The following is a 22,054-nucleotide window of genomic DNA, read 5'->3' as shown; positions in this document are numbered from 1 at the left end:
CTTACTTCACCTCGATGCCCATAGAGCGGGCCGAGCCCAGGATGATCTGCATTGCGCCTTCGACGTCGTTGGCGTTCAGATCTTTCATTTTGGCTTCGGCGATTTCGCGAACCTGCTTCGAGGTCACGGTTGCCACGGTCTCACGACCTGGGTTTTCCGCGCCACGGGGACGGTTACGCTTGCCAACCGGCTTCAGACCAGCCGCTTTTTTCAGGTAGTAAGACGCGGGCGGCGTCTTGATGTCCATCGTGAAGGACTTGTCCTGATAGTAGGTAATCACGGTCGGGCAAGGTGCGCCTTGCTCCATGTCTGCAGTCTTGGCGTTGAACGCCTTGCAGAATTCCATGATGTTGATGCCACGCTGACCCAGCGCCGGACCAACTGGCGGCGACGGGTTCGCCTGACCTGCAGGAACCTGCAGTTTCATTGTACCAGCAAGCTTCTTGGCCATTTGGTTTTCCTTTCAACATAGGCAGGACGCGTCCCACCCGGTTTGTGTTGCGTGGTCCGATCCGGGATCGCGATCCCAGCAACCTCCCACGAGAGAATCTCGCCCGAAGACGATAGAGGCGGCATGTATAGGGGAATGGTGGGGTTGGCAAGTAGCTCGCACCTTATTTCCAAAGGGCGCGTTTGTGTCCTGGACGAGCCCCTGTGACAGTTGGAAACAGCAAAACAAAATAAATAAATTGAATACATAAGTTGCTTAAGAAACGCAGGCGGGTATCTTGGTACGGCTTGGACACAGAAGAGGTGGTCAGGGATGGCATCATCTCGACTGAACAAGGGGCTATTGGTCTGCATTCTTTCTGCTATGCTGCCAGGCTGCGGTAGCAAAGCGCAGGATCAGGGCACAGAGCCGAAGGCGGTCACCCAAACCGACGGGTCCAACAGTTCTTCTTCATACTCTTCGACGGGAATTGATCCCGCCACTTATGCCGGTCGGTTTCAGATCAAATTGACTAAAGAAGTCCCGCTGCGTGAAATTCCGGTTCCCTTCACTGTCTATGGTGGCCTCGAAGAAGCCAGCCCAACCCGTTTGCAACTGCGCGCATTCATGGATCTGCGCGGATTGCAGGAAAAAGCGCCTCAAATACTGACCGGTCCTTTGGAAGAAAGCTGCAAACGCCAGATCTATCTTGAGGTTCGCGACGTCAACGCCATAGACGACACCATAAAGATCGAGGGTTCAGCCCGTGCACAGTTTACGAGATGTAACCGCCATGAAGAAGCGGGCTTTCGGTATTTTGGGGCCACGGTAGACGCGGTCGCGGTCGCCAAGGCCGAGGTGAAGGGCCAATGCCTGACATTCAGCATCGAAGGCGTTGATCTAGATCCGCGCGGTTTTATTGGCGCTGTCTCCAATCTTTTCGGACTGACCAACCGCATCAACGAAGCCGTCCTCGAAAAAGGCGGGGAATTTCTGGCTGCGCACCCGGTCTGCCCGCCATTGCCCGCTGAGTTCACACTACTCGACCCGATTTACGAGTCCGGAGGCACTCGGGAAATTGCGCCTGGTGGGATGGGTGCTGCCATTGTCGGATCTGCCGATGTCAGCGCTGAGACAATTGTCGAAGTCCTTGGAGGACTGAAGGAGCTTGGCGTATTGGAGTTTGCTGAATGAGACTTTGGTTAATTTTTCCAGTCTTAATGGCAGTTGTTCTGGGAGCCCGAGCACCCGACGCGCAACAGGTAGATTTTGTCATCGACGCGAAACTGCCAGTGCGTGATACGGAATTGACTTATACGCTTGATCTGAACCTCTCCGCTGTTGCCCCTACCCGGATCGGTGTGGGTGCCCTTCTTGATCTGCGCGAAATACAGAAATCTGTACCTGAGCGACTGGCGGAAAACGCAATAGTCGACAATTGCGGCCTGCAAGTCCGACTGGATGAATTCGGCTTTAAGGCCCAAGACGATGCGATAGATCTGGACGGGCAAGTGACCATCACGATCTTTGAATGCAGCAGAACCAGTGAGCGCGACTTTCAGCGAGGTGAACAAAAAAGTGCTATCCAGGCAAACATGTCCACCGAAGCGACTGTAGAGTTGCGGGACAACTGTGCCTATTTCGAACTTATCGACCTCGTACTCACGGCTCCCGATGCGCAGCGCGAAAAACTCCTTGAGGACGATACCCTCGAGTCCGTCAAGAAGCTGATGTTGGCCGCCGTAGACCTTGTTTTGAACGAAACCCCTTTGTGTCCGGTACTGCCGGCAGAGCTCGCGTCTCTTGATCCGGTTTATGACTCTGGCGGCCCACGAGAGATCGGAGAGGGTGGACTTGGTGTATTCTTAGACGGTTCGGTGGATGTCAGCCCGTCGACAATTCTGGACATCTTAACAGTTCTTCAACAACAAGAACTAATTCCAGGCCCACCCTAGCTGCAAAGCTCTTACTTTCCGGTCGAGATCTTCTGCCTTTTGCCTGCGGACTTGAAAAGCTGATGCCATAAAAGCAAAAGCGCCGCGTTGCTCTTAGCATCGCGGCGCTCCAAAACTCGCTGAAGTGGGCTTTAGCCCTGCTTCGTAACCTGCGTAAAGTCCAGCTCGACCGGGGTTTCGCGACCAAAGATCGAAACCGAGACTTTCAGCTTTTGGGCTTCGTCGTCGACACCTTCGACCATACCGTCGAAATCCTCGAACGGGCCGTCGTTGACCTTGACCTTCTCGCCCACTTCGAACGAGATCATCAGTTTCGGCGCGTCTTCACCTTCCTGAACACGGTTGAGGATCTGGTTCACCTCGGCGTCGCGCATCGGCATCGGGCGGCCCTGCGGGCCCAGGAAGCCGGTAACCCGGTTGATCGAGTTGACCAAGTGATAACCCTGATCCGACATTTCCATATGCACCAGCACGTAGCCGGGCATAAAGCGGCGTTCGGTCGTGACCTTCTTGCCCCGGCGCACTTCGATCACCTCTTCGGTGGGCACCAGTACTTCGTCGATATCGTCCTCAAGGCCTTGCTCAGCCACGGACGTGCGGATCTGCTCTGCGATCTTCTTTTCGAAGTTCGAAAGAACGCTGACCGAGTACCACCGTTTCGCCATGAACCTGTCGTCCTTGTTTGCCTTCGGTGCGTTCGGAATGCCGCAAGCACCGTCATTGAAATTCTGCCACGTCACCCGGAATAAAAAGCGGCGCACAGCCCGAATCGCCGCACGCCCATTCCGAATAGTACTGTGTCAACTACTCTGACATCCCGCGCTGTGCAAGGGGGCTGTGGCGTTTCCGCCCGGCCCAATCCGGTTTAACCGAATGCGCCCAGGATCAGTTGAAGACCGCCGCGAATACCCAGATCGACCAGCGCAAAGAACACGGCGGTCAGTGCCGCCATGATGAACACCATGACCGTGGTCAGCAGAACCTCGCGCCGGGTCGGCCAGACGACCTTCGAGACTTCGGCGCGGACTTGCTGAATGAACTGGATCGGATTCATAGTTGCCATTTGGCTTGGTTCTCTCTGCTAGCGGATGGGCCGGACATAACCGGGCATTGCGGCAATTTCAAGAGTAGTCAGGACTTGGGCTTGTCATCCCATTCGTCGCTGAGGATACGCCGCGCGTCACCTTCGGGATCATCATACTGGTTCGACCGTACCGTGTAGATAAACGCCACAAGGCCAACCCCGCCCAAAAACAGGGAAATCGGTATGAGATAGGCCAGAACTTCCATATCAACTACCTCAGGCGCAGGGCATTCAGGGACACGGTAATGGACGATGTCGACATCGCCAATGCCGCGATCAGCGGTGTGGCAAACCCGGCCACGGCCAAGGGTACGGCTATAATATTGTAAACCGTAGCGATGCGAAAGTTCTCGCGAATCCTTTTGGTCGCCTTCACCGCTGTGTCACAGGCATCTGCAATCGGGGACAAATCGTTGCCGAGTAATACGATATCCGATGCCGCCCGCGCCGCGTCCAGCGCTGAGGCGGGCGAGATTGACACGTGCGCCGCTGCAAGCGCCGCAGTATCGTTCAGCCCGTCACCGACCATCAGGACATGGCGGCCCTGGTCGCTGAGCTCCTGCACATGGGTGGCTTTATCCTGAGGCAGCGCCTCGGCAATCCATGTTTCTATTCCAAGCTTGTCTGCCAGCGTTTGAACCGCGCCTCGTGTATCACCTGAGATGAGAACGACGCTCTTTCCGCCGTCACGGAACGCCTGCACAGCCTCAGCCGCGCCTGGACGCAGCGAATCCGAGAAGAAAAACGCAACCGGTGACTGATCCGTGACGGCCAACCAGGCTGCCGTCTGATCACCCTTGGGCGCGCCGGTCCAAGCGGCGCGCCCAAGGCGCACGCGCTGACCTCGGTACGTCCCTTCGGTCCCATACCCCGGAACCTCGACCACATCCTCCAGTCTGGCAGGTTTGATCCCGGCATTTCTGGCGGACTTGGCAAGCGACACCGACAACGGATGCGAAGAGGCCTCGGCCAGCGCCAGTACAATCTCAAGATCCGCGCGGGAATGATCCTCAAGATTGGTCAATTCCGGAGTGCCAGATGTAAGTGTGCCGGTTTTATCAAAAACGATCGTATCGACCTCAGCCAGACGTTCCAGTGCTGTAGAGTGTTTGATCAACATCCCCTTGCGGAACAGTCGCCCCGAGGCCGCCGTCGTCACCGCAGGCACAGCAAGCCCCAGCGCACAGGGGCAGGTGATGATCAGAACCGCCGCAGCGATGTTCAGCGCGGTTCGGATATCGCCGGAATAGATGTACCAACCCAAAAAACTGAGCGCGGACAGAATATGCACACCCGGCGCGTATAGCTTGGCCGCCTTGTCAGCCAGCGACGTATAGCGCGATCGACCGGATTCTGCGATGGCCACCAGATCCGCCATACGGTGCAGTGAAGTATCCTCACCGACCGCTGTGGTCCGGATCGTCAGCGGGCCGGTCAGGTTAACCTCACCCGCGCTGACCGCAAGACCGGCTTCGGCAAAGACCGGCAAGGTCTCGCCCGTCAACAATGACCGGTCGAGCTCCGATTTACCCGATACAATCTCACCATCCACCGGCATACGGCCACCGGGGCGAACAATTATCAGATCACCAACCGCGAGGCTTGCGACGGACACCTCTTCTTCCGCCTCATCCACCAAGCGAATGGCACGCGGCACTTCTAGGGCCGTCAGTTCTTCGGCTGCTGATCGCGCTGCGGCGCGGGTGCGGTAGTCCAGATATCGGCCTGCGAGCAGGAAGAAAGTCAGCGTCAGTGCGGCGTCGAAATAGGCATGCTCTCCGCTGAGCGCGGTTTCCCACAGCGACGTCATGAGCGCCAACAGAATGGCCAGCACAATCGGCACATCCATGTTCAATCGTTTGACGCGCAGCGCACTCCAGGCGTTGGCAAAGAAGGGCTGCGCGGAAAAGGCAATTGCCGGCAGCGCAATGGCCGCTGAAATCCAGTGAAACAGGTCCCGCGTCGCATCCGTAGCCCCAGACCAGACCGACACAGACAACAGCATCACGTTCATCGACGCGAAACCAGCCACCGCCAATCGCATCAGCAGATCACGCCCGGCCTTGTCGGATTGGGTTGCCGACAAAGCGCCCGGGTCCAGCTCATGTGCCTCATACCCGGCGCGCTCCAAAACGGGGATCAGGTCGGCAGCGCGCGTCTCAGCGGCTGCTTTGACCATTGCACGCTTGAGCGTCAGATTGACCCGCGCGTCCTCGACACCCGGATGGGCGTTCAGCGCGCGTTCAACATTCGCAATACAGGCCGAGCAATGAATGCCGGGCAGGGATAGGGCAATCTGCACATCTTCAGGAACGGGTCGCGCTGGTTCCGCCGGTGCTGCGATGCAACCGGGGCACGCCGCCGTACCTGAGCTGAGCTGAGCGGTCATCCCCTACCCTTTCACATACAACGGAACCCGCTGCGCAAATTCGGCACCGCTGTTGTCTTTGGCCACCAGACGGATGTTCCAGTTCCCCTTGCCTAGCGCTGCGGGCGTGGAATAGGCGGTCCCGTCAAAAGTGAAATCCGGTGTGAAATCCTCTTTCAAATGTGTCGCCCGGCCAACAACTGCCTGCAACTCGGCCACCTGGACCGGCGCGCCGGTTTGGTCGGTGATGTGCAGGATCAAAAGACCGCCATTGGTTTCAGCCCGGATTTCCCAACCCAAGGCCTGTTGCACCTTCAGGCGCTCGTTGAACTCCTGACTGGCGACGTAAGAGTTTTTGACCTCGAGCCCGGGAAAGGTTTTGACAGCTTTGTAGGCTAGCACCAGATTCACGGAAATGATCACCCCGAAAGCAGCGACAAAGATCGCTAGAAAGTGCTTTCCGGTAAATTGACGCTCGGCCATCTCAGTTTCCTCGTCCATTGAACGTCGTGTCCTTGTAAGCGCGCTCACCGCTTTCAATATCCTCGATCCAGATCCGAACCGGTGTCGCGTCCGCCGCTGCCGGATCCGTGTCTTTCGAGGCGATAATATAGACCCGCTGCAATTGCGCAGTATCCGCCGTGACATTCACCGTATCAAGTGGTGTGCCTTCGATCACGATCCGCATCGCCGGATCACCGGACAGAGACAGCTTGAACAGCCGTTCCTCGCCATGTTTGTTCCGCACGCGCACGTCATAGGTATTGCGGATCGTGCCGTCAGACAGGGTGACAAAGGTCGGGTTGCGAACCGGGGCCACGGTAACTTCGATGTCGGACCGGATGAACAGCGCAAACAGCAGCCCAAAGCCGACAAGTGACCAAAGGGCCGTGTACAGGATGGTCCGGGGCCGCAGGATATGTTTCCAGACATTTTTGGGAGGCTTACCTGCCCGCTCGTTGGCTTCGTCGCTCAGTGCCATATAGTCGATCAGGCCACGCGGTTTGCCGATCTTGGCCATCATGTCGTCACAGGCGTCGATACACAGCGCACAGGTGATGCACTCCAATTGCTGTCCGTCGCGAATGTCGATCCCAACCGGACAGACATTGACGCAGGCCATACAGTCGATGCAGTCGCCCAGCTCGGAATCCGCAGTTCGTTTGCCCTTGCCGCGCGGCTCACCACGCCATTCGCGGTACCCGACGACAAGCGTATCCTCGTCCATCATCGCGGCCTGAATCCGCGGCCATGGGCAGGCATAGATACAGATCTGTTCGCGCGCGAAGCCACCGAACAGGAAGGTCGTTCCTGTCAAAATCAGTATTGTCGTATAGGCAACCGGATGGGCGTTCCCGGTCACAAGGTCCCGCAGAAGTGTCGGCGCATCGGCAAAATAGAACACCCAGGCACCACCGGTCGCCAGACCGATCAAAAGCCAGGCACCCCATTTCGTCAGCCGCAACCGCGCTTTACGAAAGTCTAACTTTTCCTGACGATGCAGACGCAACCGCGCGTTGCGATCCCCTTCAATCCAGCGTTCGACAAGGATGAACAAGTCAGTCCAAACCGTCTGCGGACAGGCATATCCGCACCACACGCGCCCCAGCGCCGAGGTGAAAAGAAACAATCCCAACCCGGCCATGATCAACAGACCGGCAACAAAGTAGAACTCATGCGGCCAGATCTCGATCCAGAAGAAATAGAACCTGCGGTTGGCCAAATCCAGCAACACCGCCTGATCCGGCAGGCTGGGCCCCCGGTCCCATCTGATCCACGGGGTGATGTAATAGATCCCCAATGTGACCGCGAGAATGATCCATTTCAGATTGCGAAACGGCCCGGACACGCGACGCGGAAATATGGGTTCTCGTGCGGCGTAAAGGCTGGGTGCGGGGTCGGAATCGCTCACGGGCTGGCTCCAGATGTGGCTATATCACGGTGTCTTGTTCCAGAACACAAAGGTAGCCACTTTGACATGGGTCAAAAGCGCATCGTGCAGACACCTTTTGTCACATCTTACCAGCTTGCCGCCTGAGCCATGCAATAAAAGTTTTTGCCGCCGGACGTAGAGGGAAATTACCAGTAACAAGGTGATATCCGCTGTTTTCGGGCTCGCGAAACAGTTCGATGATTTGGCCCGACGTGATTTCTGCTTCGACAAAATGCCGCGCCGTGACGGTTACGCCCTGCCCCGCGCGCAACCCTTCCAAAAGCAGATTACCGGGCAATGAGATTCGCCCTGCATTTGGCCCGTGCCCGACACCACGTCGGGCCAGCCAGTTGGTTGCCTCGGTGGTGCCGAACTCTTCAAGCCAGGGCAGTTCGCTGAGCTCGTCTGGCGTCCACGACGTTTTTTCCCCCACCAGATTGCGGGCCGCGACGATCACCATAGGGCTTTGCAGCAACATTTCTGTACGGACACCGGGCCATGTGCCTGCACCATAGCGGATGGCCACATCAACACCGCCGGGATCCAGGCTGACCAGTGCAGGCGACGGATCAAGCGCCAGCTGAATATCCGGGTGTTCGGCCTGAAATGCAGGCAGGCGGGGCATCAGCCATGACGCGGCAAATGACGACGTCAAAGAAACATGAACCGGACGATCCTGTTTGGATTGGGTCAGTTCGACCAAGGCATCGCCAATCGCACCGAACCCAAGATGCAGTGCGCGCGCCAACCTTTCACCTTCAGGCGTCAAGGTCATGGATTTGCCGGTGCGGTCCAACAACGCAATTTCGAGGTGCTTCTCAAGCGCGCGCAATTGCTGGCTGATGGCAGCGTGGCTGACATTCAGTGAGTTGCCCGCTTCCACAACATTCCGTGTCGCCGCAAAAGCGGAAAAAGCTCTGAGCGATGCGAGCGGCGGCATTTCCATCCAGTTCATATGTAAGCCCTGATTACATATAGAAATGCTAATTGAGTCGCATTTTGCAGTCTGAAAATCAATCCTGATGACAGAAGAACCAAAACTCAGGAGATGTCAGATGCTCTCAATTCTTGCAAAGTCATTCATGATCGCCACCCAGACACATGAGCTGGATGAACCAAAATCATCGGATCGGCCTGACAGACAAAAGCAACGCTGGTTGCCGGAAAGTCATTGGTGGAGGCAACAAAAACGCGCCAACTTCTCGCAATGCGAATAGCAAACCGAAGCCCACGTCTGGACCGCCTCGCTGGTGATTTGTAAGGTAGAGAGGCAGCACCGGCTGTTCAGGAAACGCGCGAACAGATGGAACAGCCGGTGCCTCAACCTTCGGGCGGCGAACCGTCCGAAGGTATTCTTTTGCGGTTACTGACCGCCACCCAACTGGTGGACATAGGCGGTGACAGCGCGGATTTGCGCTTCGGTCAGGCGGTTTTCCCACGGGGGCATCACGCCAAATCGGCTGTTGGTCACCGTTTCTGTCAGGGCTTCCTGGCTGCCGCCGTATAGCCAGATCGCGTCGGTCAGGTTCGGAGCACCTTGGGTGACATCGCCCTTGCCGTCTTCGCCATGGCAAGAGGAACAGTTATCCTCAAAAACAACTTTGCCCGCCTGCGCCGCCGCATCGTCGCTTTGCGCATTAGTCAAAGACATGACGTATTGCACGACTTGGGTGACCTCTTCTTTTTCGAGGATTTCGCCGAAGGCTGGCATCTCGGAATAGCGCGCGTCGTCGCTTTCTTCATTCCGAATACCATAGGCAATGGTGGTCTCGATATCTTCCAGCGAACCGCCCCAGAGCCATGCGTCATCCAGCAGGTTCGGGAAACCCGGCGCACCCTGCGCGCCCGAACCGTGGCACTGTGCGCACCATGTCCGGAATACCGCGCCGCCCGCATTGACCGCGTATTGCTGCAGCTCGGGATCTTTCGAGACATCCTCAAGCGAGGTTTCAACCAATTTGGCGTTCCACGGCGCGTTGGCTTCTTCAAAAGAAACGATTTCTTCTTGCACTAATTCTCGCGATGACCAGCCAAGAACACCGGCGGTTGCGGACTGAACCAGCGGCCAGGCCGGATACATGATCGTATAGATCACGCCCCAGATAATGGTGACGTAAAAGGTCCACAGCCACCAGCGCGGCATGGGATTGTCGAACTCTTCGATGCCATCCCAGGAGTGTCCGGTTGTGTTTGGATCGCCCGGCTGTTTTTCAGGTGTCTTGCTCATTGCCGCGCCTCCTTGGATGTGGCGGATTTGTCGCCCCCACGGGGCGCAGCTGTTTCGTCACCCTTGAGGGGCGCAGGGGCATCTTCGTGCCGGAACGGGATGTTGGCGGTGTCCTTGTATTCTTTGCTGGCTCCGGGACGGAAAACCCAGATCACGATGCCAACAAAGAAGACAAACAGTACCAACAGCATCCAGCTATCCGCGAATTGCCTCAGGATTGTGTATTCTTCCATCACACCCTCCTTTAGCGGCTCGGGTCTGGGGTGAAGGTCGAGAAATCGACCAACGTTCCCAGCATCTGCAGATAAGCAACCAACGCATCGGCCTCGGTCAATTCCGGCTGACCGTCGAAGTTACGAATGCTGACCTTGTCACCGTACCGTTCCAGCAGACCGTCATAGTCGCTGTCCGGGTCGGCCTGTGCTCGAAAATCCGCCTGCGCATTTGCCAGCATTTCTTCGGTATAGGGCGTGCCCACAACAGCATTCGCCGCCATGACGTCACCGATATACTTGCCGTCGATCTTGCGATGCTCGAGGAAGCCGTATTTCGGCATCACCGATTCCGGAACCACCGACTGCGGGTCACGCAAGTGATCAACATGCCACTGGTCTGAATAGCGGCCACCAACGCGGGCCAGATCAGGTCCAGTACGCTTGGACCCCCATTGGAACGGGTGGTCGTACATCGACTCGGCCGCCAGCGAGTAGTGGCCATAGCGTTCGACCTCGTCCCGCATCGGGCGGATCATCTGGCTGTGGCAGGTATAGCAGCCTTCGCGGATGTAGATGTCACGCCCCGCCATTTCGAGAGGGGTGTAAGGGCGCATGCCCTCCACCTTCTCGATTGTGTTCTCAAGATAGAACAGCGGGGTGATCTGCACGATGCCACCGATGGTCACGACCAAAAAGCTGAAGATCAGCAGGAGGGTCGCGTTGGTCTCGAGGATCTTATGTTTGTCGAGAATTGCCATTGCTCCGGCCCTCCTATTCAGCCGGGACCGCGACGGTCAGGCTGGCCTCTTTGGCCGGCGCTTTCCGCACAGTCATCCACAGGTTGTAGCACATGATCACTGCACCGGCGACGAACATCACGCCACCCAGAGCACGCACCACATACATCGGGAACTTGGCAGCCACGGTGTCAGCGAACGAGTTCACCAGGAAACCGTTTGCATCCACTTCACGCCACATCAGGCCTTCCATGATACCGGTCACCCACATCGACGCGGCGTACAGAACGATACCGATGGTGGCGAGCCAGAAGTGCCAGCTAACCATCTGCAGTGAATACAGACGCTCACGCTTCCACAGCACAGGCACCAGGAAGTACAGCGCACCAAAGGTGATCATGCCGTTCCAGCCCAGCGCGCCCGAGTGTACGTGACCAATGGTCCAGTCGGTGTAGTGGCTGAGGCTGTTGACCGCGCGGATCGACATCATTGGCCCTTCGAACGTGGACATGCCGTAGAACCCGACCGAGATTACCATCATCCGGATCACCGGGTCAGTACGCAGCTTGTCCCACGCACCCGACAGGGTCATCAGGCCGTTGATCATGCCACCCCAGGACGGCATCCACAGGATGATCGAGAACACCATGCCCAGCGTCGACGCCCAATCCGGCAGCGCGGTATAATGCAGGTGGTGCGGACCGGCCCAGATATACAGGAAGATCAGAGCCCAGAAGTGGATGATCGACAGCTTGTAACTAAACACCGGACGCTCGGCCTGTTTCGGGATGAAGTAATACATCATGCCCAGGAAGCCCGCGGTCAGGAAAAAGCCCACGGCGTTGTGGCCGTACCACCACTGGATCATGGCGTCTTGAACGCCCGACCAGACGATGACTGACTTCGAACCCCAAACGCTGACCGGGATGGTCATGTTGTTGACCAAGTGCAGCATGGCGACGGTCACGATGAACGCCAGATAGAACCAGTTCGCCACATAGATGTGGGGTTCTTTCCGCCGGACGATCGTACCCAGGAATACGGCCAGATAAGCCACCCAGACGATGGTCAGCCACAGGTCAACGTACCATTCGGGCTCGGCGTATTCCTTGGATTGGGTCCCGCCAAGAACGTAACCGGTCGCGGCCAGTACGATGAACAGCTGATAGCCCCAAAATACAAACCATGCCAGATTTCCGCCCCACAGGCGCGCGGCGCTTGTGCGCTGTACGACATAGAACGATGTCGCGATTAGCGCGTTGCCGCCAAAGGCAAAAATCACCGCCGAGGTGTGCAGCGGGCGCAAACGACCAAAGTTCAGATAACCTTGCGCCCACTCGAAGTTCAGCACCGGAAAGGCGAGCTGAAAGGCGATAAAGGTCCCCGCAAGGAACCCGACCACCCCCCAGAAGGCAGTTGCGATCACGCCATAGCGGATCACGTCATCCATGTACTCGGCCGAACGGTCGACGAGGATATCTGGCTCATCCGTATTTCTCAGCGTCCAGATGAACAATCCACCGGCGATCAGCATCACCAGAATTGCGTGCACCTGATACGCCAAATCGCGTGCGTAATTGGTTCCGATCGCCGCGAATATCGCGATCAGACCAAGCACGATCAGCTTGATGTAATTTGACATATTGCGTCCCTTTGCCATGCCCCGCGCGATTCTTATTTGTCGCGGAACCCTTTTGACTGGCCGTTGTTTTGTCCGACAGCGGCCAATCTTGCTTTGATCTGTATCAAAACATTAACCTGAAATCTGTGACAATCCTAAGCCTTAGACTGAGCTGCGTAGCCGCAGGTGTCTCAGCCCCGAAGACAAGAGGTCAAAATGGCGTACAAATCTCTTCTCACAGTCGTAACCGACTCGGAACAATCACAATCGGCGTTGGCGCAAATGGTTGCACTGGCAAATGCACAGGATGCGCATGCCGAAGCACTGTGCCTTGGCGTAGATCGAAGTCAGGCGGGCTATTACTATGCAGGCGCAAACGCGCTGGTTCTGCAAGAGACGCTGAGCCGGGCCAACGCAGACGCCGAAGAACTGTTGAAACATACACAAGACTATCTGGGTAAATCCGGTATTCGCTGGTCTGCCGAGAGCGGCGTTGCTCAGATCGCCGATATTGGTCGCCACGTGGCGCATCGTGCCAGGTTCTCGGATCTGGTTGTTCTGCCACAACCCTACGGCAAAGACCGCAGCGCCGAGGCTGAGCCTATCGTCGAAGCCGCCATGTTCGAAGGTCACGCATCCATTCTGGTCACGCCGGATAGCACAACGCCATTTGAGCGCCCCGGCACTATCATGATCGGATGGAATGAAAGTGTCGAAGCCATGCGCGCCATCCGATGCGCCTTGCCCTTTCTGACGCAAGCCGATCTGGTTCGGATTGTCGTCATCGACCCGCCGCGCCACGGTCCTGACCGCTCTGATCCCGGCGGGCTGTTGTCTCAGATGCTGGCCCGGCACGGGACCAAGTGTGAGATCGACGTACTCAGCAAAACCATGACCCGTGTGTCAGACATCCTGAACCGGCACGCCGCCGACAGCGAAGCGGACATGATCGTCATGGGCGCTTACGGCCACTCAAGGTTCCGCGAAGCCATCCTAGGCGGGGCAACCCGAAACATGCTGGAACAAGCCTCGGTCCCAGTGTTTCTGGCACACTGACTGTAAGTGTTTCCGATTCGGGGGGCCATCCGTTCGAACGGATGGCCTAAACGCGTTTTATGAGACCGATCACAAACAACAGTATGACCGCGCCGATGGTTGCGAAGAGTATCGCCGAAAACACACCACCACCGACCGAAAAACCCAGCGCCGGGAAAATCAGACCTGCAAGAAAGGCGCCCACGATCCCTACTATTATGTTTCCGATCAGGCCGAACCCACGGCCTTCCATAATTTTTCCCGAAAGCCACCCGGCGATCGCACCGATGACCAGCATTGCCAAAATGCTACTGAATTCCATGCCTTACTCCTGCGCGGTTCATTCACGCATTCAGTAAATCACGGCTGCAGGCAGCAGGATAGGCTTAAATCAGAAAGCCGCCATCCGAGTCGTCGCCGGCCTCGTCCATCAGGCGCCGCATGTCGGGGATTGTCACGTGGCGTTTGCCTTCCAACTCGATAACCCCCTCTTTCTTCAGGGCCGAAATCTGGCGACTTACGGTTTCAAGCGTCAACCCCAGATAATCTGCCATAGCCTCACGCGTCAGCGGCAGGTCAAAGACAATCGGGCCAGTTTTTTGCTTGGGCGTAATTGAAGCGTCTCGCCGGGCAATGATTGACAACAGGCTTGCAATCTTTTCGCGCGCGGTCTTGCGCCCCAGAACCAACATCCATTCACGTGCCGCGTCTAGCTCATCCAGTGTCATCTGCAGAAGACGATGCGCGATATGTGGCGTGCTGCTCATCAAGGCTTCGAACGGTTTCTTGCGAAAACAGCACATGACCAAATCAGTTGTGGCCAGGACGTCATAAGGCGCTGATTCCCGTCCGGGCCTGCCTACAAAGTCACTGGGCAAAAGCAGGCCGACCATTTGCGTTCGACCATCTTCCATCGTTTGGGTCAACGAGGCGATGCCCGACACGACAGAGCCCACAAAGTTCATCTGATCCCCCGACCAGATGACCGTTTGGCCCGCCTCAAAGGTCCGGTAATACTTAATGCCTTCAAGCTCTTCCAATTCATCGACATCACAATGTGCACAGACGGCTCGGTGCCGAATGGGGCAGTCCGAACAGTTGGTATGGTCAAATTGCGCTTTTAACATCGTTCGCGGTTCCACTTGATCTCAGTCAAGGTTTCATAGACGGCCGTGGCTTAACGGTATAGGTATGATAGTGAAACCGCAATTGGCACAGCTTGGACTATTTGACGCGAAAGTCCCGCGTTACACAAGCTATCCCACCGCCCCACATTTCAGCAACGATGTGGGGCCAAGCCTTTTTGGCCACTGGATTTCCGGGATCAAGTCCGGCAGTTCCGTGTCGCTGTACGTCCACGTCCCGTTCTGCCGCAGGCTGTGTTGGTTCTGCGCTTGCCGGACGCAAGGCACCCAGACCGACAACCCGGTGATCGCCTATGTGGATGTCCTCAAGGCCGAGCTGGACCTACTGGCCGCCCACCTTCCTGCGGGGGTAACCCTTTCGCGCCTGCATTGGGGCGGCGGTACACCCACCCTGCTGAACCCCGATCTGATGCGCGATCTGGCCGCCCGGATTCTTGAGATTGTTCCGTTGGGGCCGGATGCAGAGTTCTCGGTCGAAATCGACCCGAACGAGATTGACGAGGGTCGGCTCGATGCATTGGCCGAAGCCGGCATGAACCGTGCGTCTATCGGAGTGCAGGATTTCGACGACGAAATCCAGAAAACCATCGGGCGCATCCAAAGTTACGACACCACCCGCAAGGCTATAGAAATGATCCGCGCGCGCGGCATCGCCAGCCTGAATGCCGATATTCTGTATGGTCTGCCGCACCAGACCAAGGCACGGATGACTGAAAGCGTGCAGAAATTGCTGTCGCTCAGCCCAGACCGGGTGGCGTTGTACGGGTATGCGCATGTGCCGTGGATGGCCAAGCGGCAACAGCTGATCCCGACGGATGCCCTGCCAACGCCCGAAGACCGCCTGGATCTGTTCGATACGGCCCGGCGCCTGTTCCTGTGGGACAAGTATGCCGAAATCGGCATTGACCACTTTGCCACGCAGGATGACGGGCTGACGCACGCACTGAACACGGAAAGGCTAAAGCGCAACTTTCAGGGCTACACCGACGATCAGTCCGACGTTTTGATCGGGATTGGTGCAAGCTCGATCTCACGATTCCCGCAAGGATACGCCCAGAACGCACCCGCGACGTCAGCACATACCAAAACGATCCGCGAGGGCGGGTTCTCTATATCCCGTGGGCATTTGTTCAAAGGCCAAGACATCTTGCGCGCCCGATTGATTGAAGCGTTGATGTGCGATTTCCGGATAGATACCGCCGAGATACTGCGCGACCACAACATCACCGCCGCGGAATTGCAGGAGATGTATCAGACTGCAAACGCAACCTTCGACGGGTTGCTAAGCATCTCTGAAGACGGCCTGTTCATCCCGCCCGAGGCGCGCGCGCTGACCCGAATGGTCGCCCGCACCTTTGATGCCTATGATCTGAGCAAGGCGGGACACAGCTCGGCGATCTGATAACAACGCAGGACAGGACTTGACGCGGAGGGTGGGTTTTCCCCACACTTGTAGGGCGGGTGGAAATCCGCCCCGTGCCTGAGGCAGGCAGAGTACCAGACAGTATGTGCCGACGCGTTCGCGCTCGACCGCCTTTTTCGTGCAGCCGTTCTGCAACTTGAAAGAGGGACTGCATTCATGCGCGTTTTTTCTGTCCTCGGCCCCAGCCACTCGGGCAAAACAACACTGGTCGAGGCCATCAGCCGCCTTGATGGCCGGCCAACCACATTCGACGTTTCCGGAACCGTGCATTTGCACGGTTTTTCTTACTTGGACGAACCCTGGTGTGCCATCGACGTGAATGGTGGCAGCGACACCATGGCTTATGTAGGCCCTGCCATGGCGATCTCGGATGCTGCTGTCGTCGTCGTACCGCCCGACCCGGACGCCGCCGTGCTTTGCGCCCCTTATCTGCGGCTGGTCGAAGAGGCGGGTATTCCCTGCTTTCTGTTCATCAATCGCATGGACACCCCAAACGGACGTATCCGCGATATCATCGCCGCTCTGCAAACCTACTGCACGCACCACATCGCCCTGCGGCAGGTTCCGATCCGCGATGGTGAGGCAATCGTTGGCGCGGTCGATCTGATTTCGGAACGGGCATGGAAGTATCAGGAGGGGCAACCCTCGGCCCTGATCGAACTTCCCCAGTCCGTCGAAGACCGGGAACAAGAAGCCCGGACCGAATTGCTGGAGACGCTTTCGGATTTTGATGATCACCTGCTGGAACAACTGATCGAGGACAAGCAGCCACCCAGCGAGGAGATCTTCGATTTGGCCGCGCAAGTCCTGCAGAACCACCAGATAATCCCGGCCTGTCTTGGATCGGCAAGCCACGGAAACGGGCTAACACGTTTGATGAAGGCACTGCGCCACGAAGCCCCCGAATTCGATATCGCCGCCGGGCGCGACGAAGCCGCCGAAGACGCGCGTGCCATAGCCGGGTTCGCGGATGTCAAAAAGCACATCGGAAAGATCAACGTCCTGCGCGGTCTGGGCAAGGGCGTCAAAGCGCATGAAGCTCTGGGCGGCGAAACGGTTGGCAACCTGACGACACTGGATGCCAAAACCCAAATTTCGGAATTGGAAGCTGGTCAGATCGGGCTGGCCGTGAAATCCGACCACCTCAACCCCGGCAACCTGTACGACAGCACCGGAACCACACCGTTACCGGAGTGGGCCGAGGCCCATCCGGCCGCCCATCGGCAAATTGTGTCGCCGGCACACGAGCGTGACGATGTACGCCTGTCCAACGCTTTATCCCGACTGGTCGAGATCGACCCCGGACTGCACCTGCAGCACGATGAACTGAGCGGTCATGCCGTTCTGGGATCGCAAGGGCCTCAGCATATGCGCCGGGTCAGCGCAAAGCTGGCTGAAGACTTCGGTATCGAGATTGAGACCCAGACGGTTGAGACGGCCTATCGCGAGACCATCCGCGCACCGATCGAACATCGTCATCGCCACCGCAAACAATCCGGCGGCGCAGGACAATTTGCCGATGTGGTGATCTCGATCGCACCGACCCCACGTGGGGCCGGGTTCGAATTCGAAGAGATCGTCAAAGGGGGCGCTGTGCCCAGAAACTATATCCCATCGGTCGAACACGGGGCCAAGGATGCGCTGGTTCAAGGGCCTGAAGGGTTCCCGGTTGTGGATGTCAAAGTCACGCTCAGCGATGGCAAGCATCACAACGTCGACAGTTCTGACTATGCGTTCCGCACTGCGGGCAAGAACGCGGTGCGAGAGGCTTTGCCGCAGGCGAAACCGGTGGTCCTGCAACCCATCCTGAACGCCGAAATCCACTTGCCCTCGGATTTCGTGGGCGACCTGGTGCCTACGATCAGTTCGCTGCAGGGTCAGGTTCTGGGCTTTGAAGGCAATCCCAACGCGTCTGGATGGGAGATTTTCAATGCCCAACTGCCTGCTGTGGCCGAAGACGAGTTACACCGCACCCTCGCCAGCGCGACACGCGGCACGGGGTGGGTAAAACTGCAATTCGACCATTACGAAGAGCTTCGCGGCCCGGTTCCAAAATCCGCGGCACGCGAAACAGCGAATACCTGAAAGCCCCAGGCGGGCTGGTTTCAGCCCGCCGCCGCAATCAGTTCGCGGGTATAGTCTGTCTGGGCGTTTTCGAACAGATCTTCGGCTGACCCCATTTCGATCACGTCACCGTTTCGCATGACAATCACATTGTGGGACATCGCACGCACGACTTTCAGATCGTGGCTGATAAATAGGTAGGCCAGTCCGTACTTACGCTGCAAATCGCGCAACAGGTCGACGATCTGAACCTGCACAGTCATATCCAAGGCGCTGGTCGGTTCATCCAGAACCAGCAATTTTGGCCTGAGGACCATGGCTCGTGCAATGGCAATACGCTGACGCTGCCCGCCCGAGAATTCGTGCGGATAGCGGTCCATCGCAGCCGGGTCCAAGCCCACTTCGGTCATCACTTCGGTCACCAGCTCCCGTGGCGAGCGGTGCGGGTCGACCTTGTGGATTGCCAGCCCTTCGGCAATGATCTGCTGGCAGGTCATCCGGGGACTGAGGCTTCCGAATGGGTCCTGAAACACAATCTGCATGTCCTTGCGCAAACGCCGCAACTCTCGCGTCGACCAGCGACGTACATCCTGATCGCGGAAGGTTATTGCACCTTCGGACGCAATCAACCGCATGATCGCCAACGCCAGCGTTGTCTTACCCGAGCCGCTTTCGCCCACAATCCCTAAGGTTTCACCGGCGCGTATGCTGAGCGTTGCATCGTTCACGGCCTTCACATGACCAACTGTGCGTTTCAGGAACCCGCGTTGGATCGGGAACCAGACCTTCAGATGATCGGTGCGCGCCACTTCTTCGGCGTCGGGAGCCACAGGATCGGGATGACCGGATGGTTCCGCCGCCAGCAGCTTGCGCGTATAAGGGTGCTGGGGGTTGTCGAATATCTCCTGGGTCGCGCCAGTCTCGACAATCTCGCCATCCTTCATCACACAAACCCGGTCGGCGATACGGCGCACGATCCCAAGGTCGTGGGTGATGAAAAGCATCCCCATATTCTCAGATTTCTGAAGCTCGGCCAGCAGTTCGAGGATCTGCGCCTGAATGGTCACATCCAGGGCCGTTGTCGGCTCATCCGCGATCAGGATATCGGGCTTGTTGGCAAGTGCCAGGGCGATCATGACGCGCTGGCGTTGGCCACCTGATAATTGATGCGGATAGCTGTCCAGCCGTTCTTCCGGGTCGCGGATGCCAACCTTGGTCAGCAGTTCGACGATCCGGGCCCGTGCAGCATCACCTGTCAGACCCTGGTGCAGGGCCAGTGACTCGGCCATTTGTTTCTGGATCGTGTGCAGCGGGTTGAGCGAGGTCATCGGCTCCTGAAAGATGAAGCTGATATCGTTGCCGCGCACATCCATCAGGCGCTGGTCAGACGCGCCGATCATCTCTTGCCCTTCATAGGTGACCGAACCTTCGACAATCGCACTGTCACCCAGCAATGACACTGTCGACAGCGCAGTGACTGATTTGCCAGATCCGGATTCGCCCACCAGCGCAACCGTTTCACCCCGATCCACAGTAAAGGACACCCCCTTGACTGCTGCGCTCACCTGCCCGTCCTGACGGAACGAGACTTTGAGGTTGTTCACATCCAGCAGGCTCATGAAAAGGTCTTTCTGGGATCAAATGCATCGCGCACGCCTTCGAAGATGAAGACCAGTAGCGACAGCATGATGGCAAAGGTGAAAAAGGCGGTGAAGGCCAGCCAAGGTGCCTGCAGGTTCTGCTTGGCCTGCAAGGTCAACTCACCCAAAGACGGGGCGGAAGACGGCAGGCCGAAGCCCAGAAAATCCAGTGAGGCCAGGCCGCCGATGGTGCCCGTAACGATAAAGGGCATGAAGGTCAGCGTGGCGACCATCGCATTAGGCAGCATATGGCGGAACATAATTGTCATATTGCCCACACCCAGTGCCCGCGCGGCGCGCACATATTCCAGATTTCGCGCCCGCAGGAACTCGGCGCGCACAACTCCCACAAGTCCGGTCCAGCTGAACAGGATCATCAGCGCGACAAGCAGCCAGAAACTTCGACCCAGAATGGCGAACATGATGATGATGACGTAAAGCGAAGGCGTCGCCGACCAGATCTCGATGATCCGTTGGAAGATCAGGTCCAGCCAGCCTCCGAAAAAGCCCTGAATGGCACCTGCGAATATGCCAACCAGACTGGCCACACCCGTGACCATGAGCGTGAACAAAATCGACAGTCGGAAGCCATAAATCACCCGGGCCAACACGTCGCGCTTGGTGTCATCCGTGCCCAGCAGGTTTTGCCCGTTGGGTGGCAGCGGCGCTGCACCGGGGCGATCAACGCTGGTGTTGAAGGAATACGGGATCAGCGGCCAGATGGCCCAACCACGCTCGTACCCATCTGCCTGAAAAGTCCCGGCTTTAATCTCATCGATGATCCCCTCGGGATCGTCGAAACAGTCTTCGATGCCACCGCTATCGATCAGGCACTGCACCTCGGGGTCGCGATAGATCGCCTCGGTCTGGAAATCACCACCGAATTCGGTTTCCGCGTAGAAATTGAAGATCGGCGTATAAAACTCACCCCGGTATTTAACGAGGATTGGTTTATCGTTAGCGATGAATTCGGCGAACAGCGACAGGCCAAAAAGCACCGAAAAGACCATCAGCGACCAGAATGCACGCCCATTACGACGAAAATTGCGCCAGCGACGCTGGTTGAGAGGAGAAAGTGCCATTTACCCCTCCCGCTTTTCGAAATCGATGCGCGGGTCGACCAGTACATACATCAGGTCACTGATGATGCCGACAACCAACCCCATCAAGCCAAAGATGAACAGAGTGCCGAAAATCACCGGATAGTCCCGCGCAACGGCTGCCTCGAACCCCAGACGGCCCAGACCGTCAAGCGAGAAGATCGTTTCGATGATGATCGATCCCCCGAAGAAGACGCCGATGAAAACCGCAGGGAACCCGGCGATTACGATCAGCATCGCGTTGCGGAAAACATGGCCGTACAGAACCTGACTTTCGCTCAGACCCTTGGCGCGGGCGGTCATAACGTATTGTTTTTTGATCTCGTCCAGGAACGAGTTCTTGGTCAGCAGAGTCAGCGTCGCAAAGGCCGAAATCGTCAGCGCGATAATTGGCAGGGCAATGTGCCAGAAGTAATCAACGATCTTACCAAACAGGCTGAGGCTGTCCCAGTTGTCCGAAGTCAGCCCCCGGAGCGGGAATATCTGCCAATATGATCCCCCGGCAAACAGAACCAACAGCAGGATCGCAAACAAGAAGCCGGGAATAGCATAGGCTACGATGATCGCGCCACTGGTCCAGGTATCAAACTGTGACCCGTCCTTAATCGCCTTGCGAATACCCAGCGGGATCGACACCAGATACGCGATCAGCGTGGACCACAGACCCAGCGAGATCGACACCGGCATCTTCTCTAACACCAGATCGGTTACGCTGATCGACCGAAAATAGCTTTCGCCAAAATCCAGCGTGAGGTAATTGCCCATCATGTTGAGGAACCGCTCAACCGGCGGTTTGTCGAACCCGAATTCCTTTTCCAGCTCTTCGATAAACTCGGGCGGAAGGCCCCGCGCACCAATGTAGCGGTCATTCGTGCCGCCGGTCTGTTGCTCGATGTCACTGCCGCCGCCGGCGATCCCTTCGAACACATCACCGCCACCTTCCAACTGGGCGATGATCTGTTCAATCGGTCCGCCAGGAACGAACTGAACCAGCGTGAAGTTGACGATCATGATCCCAAGCAGGGTTGGGATGACCAGCAACAGTCGTCTAAGAATATATGCTCCCATGGGGGCGGA

Annotated in this window: 23 protein-coding genes; 6 read left to right on the top strand and 17 right to left on the bottom strand. The window is 57.3% G+C overall.

Annotated features, from left to right (window positions below):
• Position 1: 1 nt before the first annotated feature.
• The gene (rplK, locus tag RUA4292_RS23630; protein WP_037314971.1) at positions 2–451 is read right to left on the bottom strand and encodes a 50S ribosomal protein L11; all 450 of its coding nucleotides are present in this window, start codon (positions 449–451) and stop codon (positions 2–4) included.
• A gap of 312 nt (positions 452–763) precedes the next feature.
• On the opposite strand from rplK, the gene RUA4292_RS23625 reads away from it, so the two are divergent.
• The gene (locus tag RUA4292_RS23625; RefSeq protein WP_145975052.1) at positions 764–1,624 is read left to right on the top strand and encodes a hypothetical protein; all 861 of its coding nucleotides are present in this window, start codon (positions 764–766) and stop codon (positions 1,622–1,624) included.
• A gap of 26 nt (positions 1,625–1,650) precedes the next feature.
• Positions 1,651–2,385, top strand: a complete 735-nt coding sequence (locus tag RUA4292_RS23620; RefSeq protein ID WP_058279821.1) for a hypothetical protein — start codon at positions 1,651–1,653, stop codon at positions 2,383–2,385.
• A 131-nt stretch (positions 2,386–2,516) separates the two neighbouring features.
• On the opposite strand, the gene nusG is transcribed toward RUA4292_RS23620, so the two are convergent.
• From nusG to RUA4292_RS23585, 7 genes are all read right to left on the bottom strand, one after another.
• Positions 2,517–3,050 carry a transcription termination/antitermination protein NusG gene (gene nusG / locus RUA4292_RS23615; RefSeq protein ID WP_058272488.1) on the bottom strand — a complete coding sequence of 178 codons (534 nt, stop codon included), beginning with the start codon at positions 3,048–3,050 and terminating at the stop codon, positions 2,517–2,519.
• 200 nt (positions 3,051–3,250) lie between these two features.
• Positions 3,251–3,448 (bottom strand): preprotein translocase subunit SecE, encoded by a 198-nt coding sequence (secE, locus tag RUA4292_RS23610; protein ID WP_058279820.1) that lies wholly within the window; start codon positions 3,446–3,448, stop codon positions 3,251–3,253.
• Between the two features lie 68 nt (positions 3,449–3,516).
• Positions 3,517–3,675, bottom strand: coding sequence for a cbb3-type cytochrome oxidase assembly protein CcoS (ccoS, locus tag RUA4292_RS23605; RefSeq protein ID WP_058272490.1), 159 nt, complete (start codon positions 3,673–3,675; stop codon positions 3,517–3,519).
• 5 nt (positions 3,676–3,680) lie between these two features.
• On the bottom strand, positions 3,681–5,858 hold the full coding sequence (locus tag RUA4292_RS23600) for a heavy metal translocating P-type ATPase (RefSeq protein ID WP_058279819.1): 2,178 nt from the start codon (positions 5,856–5,858) through the stop codon (positions 3,681–3,683).
• Positions 5,859–5,861: 3 nt separating this feature from the next.
• Positions 5,862–6,320 carry a FixH family protein gene (locus tag RUA4292_RS23595; protein WP_058279846.1) on the bottom strand — a complete coding sequence of 153 codons (459 nt, stop codon included), beginning with the start codon at positions 6,318–6,320 and terminating at the stop codon, positions 5,862–5,864.
• A 1-nt stretch (position 6,321) separates the two neighbouring features.
• Positions 6,322–7,749 carry a cytochrome c oxidase accessory protein CcoG gene (ccoG, locus tag RUA4292_RS23590; protein WP_058279818.1) on the bottom strand — a complete coding sequence of 476 codons (1,428 nt, stop codon included), beginning with the start codon at positions 7,747–7,749 and terminating at the stop codon, positions 6,322–6,324.
• A 100-nt stretch (positions 7,750–7,849) separates the two neighbouring features.
• Complete coding sequence (locus RUA4292_RS23585) at positions 7,850–8,725, bottom strand: LysR family transcriptional regulator (protein WP_058279817.1); 876 nt, start codon at positions 8,723–8,725, stop codon at positions 7,850–7,852.
• A gap of 67 nt (positions 8,726–8,792) precedes the next feature.
• Between RUA4292_RS23585 and RUA4292_RS24890 the strand changes: the two genes are divergently transcribed.
• The gene (locus RUA4292_RS24890; RefSeq protein WP_158507083.1) at positions 8,793–8,987 is read left to right on the top strand and encodes a hypothetical protein; all 195 of its coding nucleotides are present in this window, start codon (positions 8,793–8,795) and stop codon (positions 8,985–8,987) included.
• A gap of 146 nt (positions 8,988–9,133) precedes the next feature.
• Here the strand turns inward: RUA4292_RS24890 and ccoP are convergent, their stop codons facing one another.
• The 4 genes from ccoP to ccoN are packed head-to-tail and all read right to left on the bottom strand — an operon-like array spanning position 9,134 to position 12,591.
• A complete protein-coding gene (ccoP, locus tag RUA4292_RS23580) occupies positions 9,134–9,997 on the bottom strand; it encodes a cytochrome-c oxidase, cbb3-type subunit III (protein ID WP_058279816.1) in 864 nt (287 codons plus the stop codon).
• Positions 9,994–10,230, bottom strand: coding sequence for a CcoQ/FixQ family Cbb3-type cytochrome c oxidase assembly chaperone (locus RUA4292_RS23575; RefSeq protein WP_058279815.1), 237 nt, complete (start codon positions 10,228–10,230; stop codon positions 9,994–9,996). The genes ccoP and RUA4292_RS23575 overlap by 4 nt, the downstream gene beginning before the upstream one ends.
• Positions 10,231–10,241: 11 nt before the next feature.
• Positions 10,242–10,970: a cytochrome-c oxidase, cbb3-type subunit II gene (gene ccoO, locus RUA4292_RS23570; RefSeq protein ID WP_058272496.1), complete on the bottom strand. Its 729-nt coding sequence runs from the start codon at positions 10,968–10,970 to the stop codon at positions 10,242–10,244.
• A 13-nt stretch (positions 10,971–10,983) separates the two neighbouring features.
• Positions 10,984–12,591: a cytochrome-c oxidase, cbb3-type subunit I gene (gene ccoN, locus RUA4292_RS23565; protein ID WP_058279845.1), complete on the bottom strand. Its 1,608-nt coding sequence runs from the start codon at positions 12,589–12,591 to the stop codon at positions 10,984–10,986.
• A 195-nt stretch (positions 12,592–12,786) separates the two neighbouring features.
• Between ccoN and RUA4292_RS23560 the strand changes: the two genes are divergently transcribed.
• Positions 12,787–13,626 (top strand): universal stress protein, encoded by an 840-nt coding sequence (locus tag RUA4292_RS23560; RefSeq protein ID WP_058279814.1) that lies wholly within the window; start codon positions 12,787–12,789, stop codon positions 13,624–13,626.
• A gap of 46 nt (positions 13,627–13,672) precedes the next feature.
• Here the strand turns inward: RUA4292_RS23560 and RUA4292_RS23555 are convergent, their stop codons facing one another.
• Together RUA4292_RS23555 and fnrL are read right to left on the bottom strand one after the other, a co-directional pair.
• A complete protein-coding gene (locus RUA4292_RS23555) occupies positions 13,673–13,927 on the bottom strand; it encodes a GlsB/YeaQ/YmgE family stress response membrane protein (protein ID WP_058272498.1) in 255 nt (84 codons plus the stop codon).
• Positions 13,928–13,991: 64 nt separating this feature from the next.
• Positions 13,992–14,732 (bottom strand): transcriptional regulator FnrL, encoded by a 741-nt coding sequence (fnrL, locus tag RUA4292_RS23550; protein ID WP_058279813.1) that lies wholly within the window; start codon positions 14,730–14,732, stop codon positions 13,992–13,994.
• A 64-nt stretch (positions 14,733–14,796) separates the two neighbouring features.
• On the opposite strand from fnrL, the gene hemN reads away from it, so the two are divergent.
• Both hemN and RUA4292_RS23540 read left to right on the top strand, forming a co-directional pair.
• Complete coding sequence (gene hemN / locus RUA4292_RS23545) at positions 14,797–16,152, top strand: oxygen-independent coproporphyrinogen III oxidase (protein WP_058279812.1); 1,356 nt, start codon at positions 14,797–14,799, stop codon at positions 16,150–16,152.
• 177 nt (positions 16,153–16,329) lie between these two features.
• Positions 16,330–18,258 carry an elongation factor G gene (locus tag RUA4292_RS23540; RefSeq protein WP_058279811.1) on the top strand — a complete coding sequence of 643 codons (1,929 nt, stop codon included), beginning with the start codon at positions 16,330–16,332 and terminating at the stop codon, positions 18,256–18,258.
• Between the two features lie 20 nt (positions 18,259–18,278).
• Here the strand turns inward: RUA4292_RS23540 and RUA4292_RS23535 are convergent, their stop codons facing one another.
• From RUA4292_RS23535 to RUA4292_RS23525, 3 genes are read right to left on the bottom strand one after another with little or no spacing between them, the layout of a single operon-like run.
• The gene (locus RUA4292_RS23535) at positions 18,279–19,856 is read right to left on the bottom strand and encodes an ABC transporter ATP-binding protein (protein ID WP_058279810.1); all 1,578 of its coding nucleotides are present in this window, start codon (positions 19,854–19,856) and stop codon (positions 18,279–18,281) included.
• Positions 19,853–20,959, bottom strand: a complete 1,107-nt coding sequence (locus tag RUA4292_RS23530) for an ABC transporter permease (RefSeq protein WP_058279809.1) — start codon at positions 20,957–20,959, stop codon at positions 19,853–19,855. The genes RUA4292_RS23535 and RUA4292_RS23530 overlap by 4 nt, the downstream gene beginning before the upstream one ends.
• The gene (locus RUA4292_RS23525; RefSeq protein ID WP_058279808.1) at positions 20,960–22,045 is read right to left on the bottom strand and encodes a microcin C ABC transporter permease YejB; all 1,086 of its coding nucleotides are present in this window, start codon (positions 22,043–22,045) and stop codon (positions 20,960–20,962) included.
• Between the last annotated feature and the right edge of the window lie 9 nt (positions 22,046–22,054).

The sequence above is a fragment of the Ruegeria atlantica genome (assembly GCF_001458195.1).
GTDB classification, from domain to species: Bacteria; Pseudomonadota; Alphaproteobacteria; order Rhodobacterales; family Rhodobacteraceae; genus Ruegeria; species Ruegeria atlantica.
Note: the sequence above shows the minus strand (reverse complement) of the source record. Positions and strands in the feature narration are given on the sequence as shown.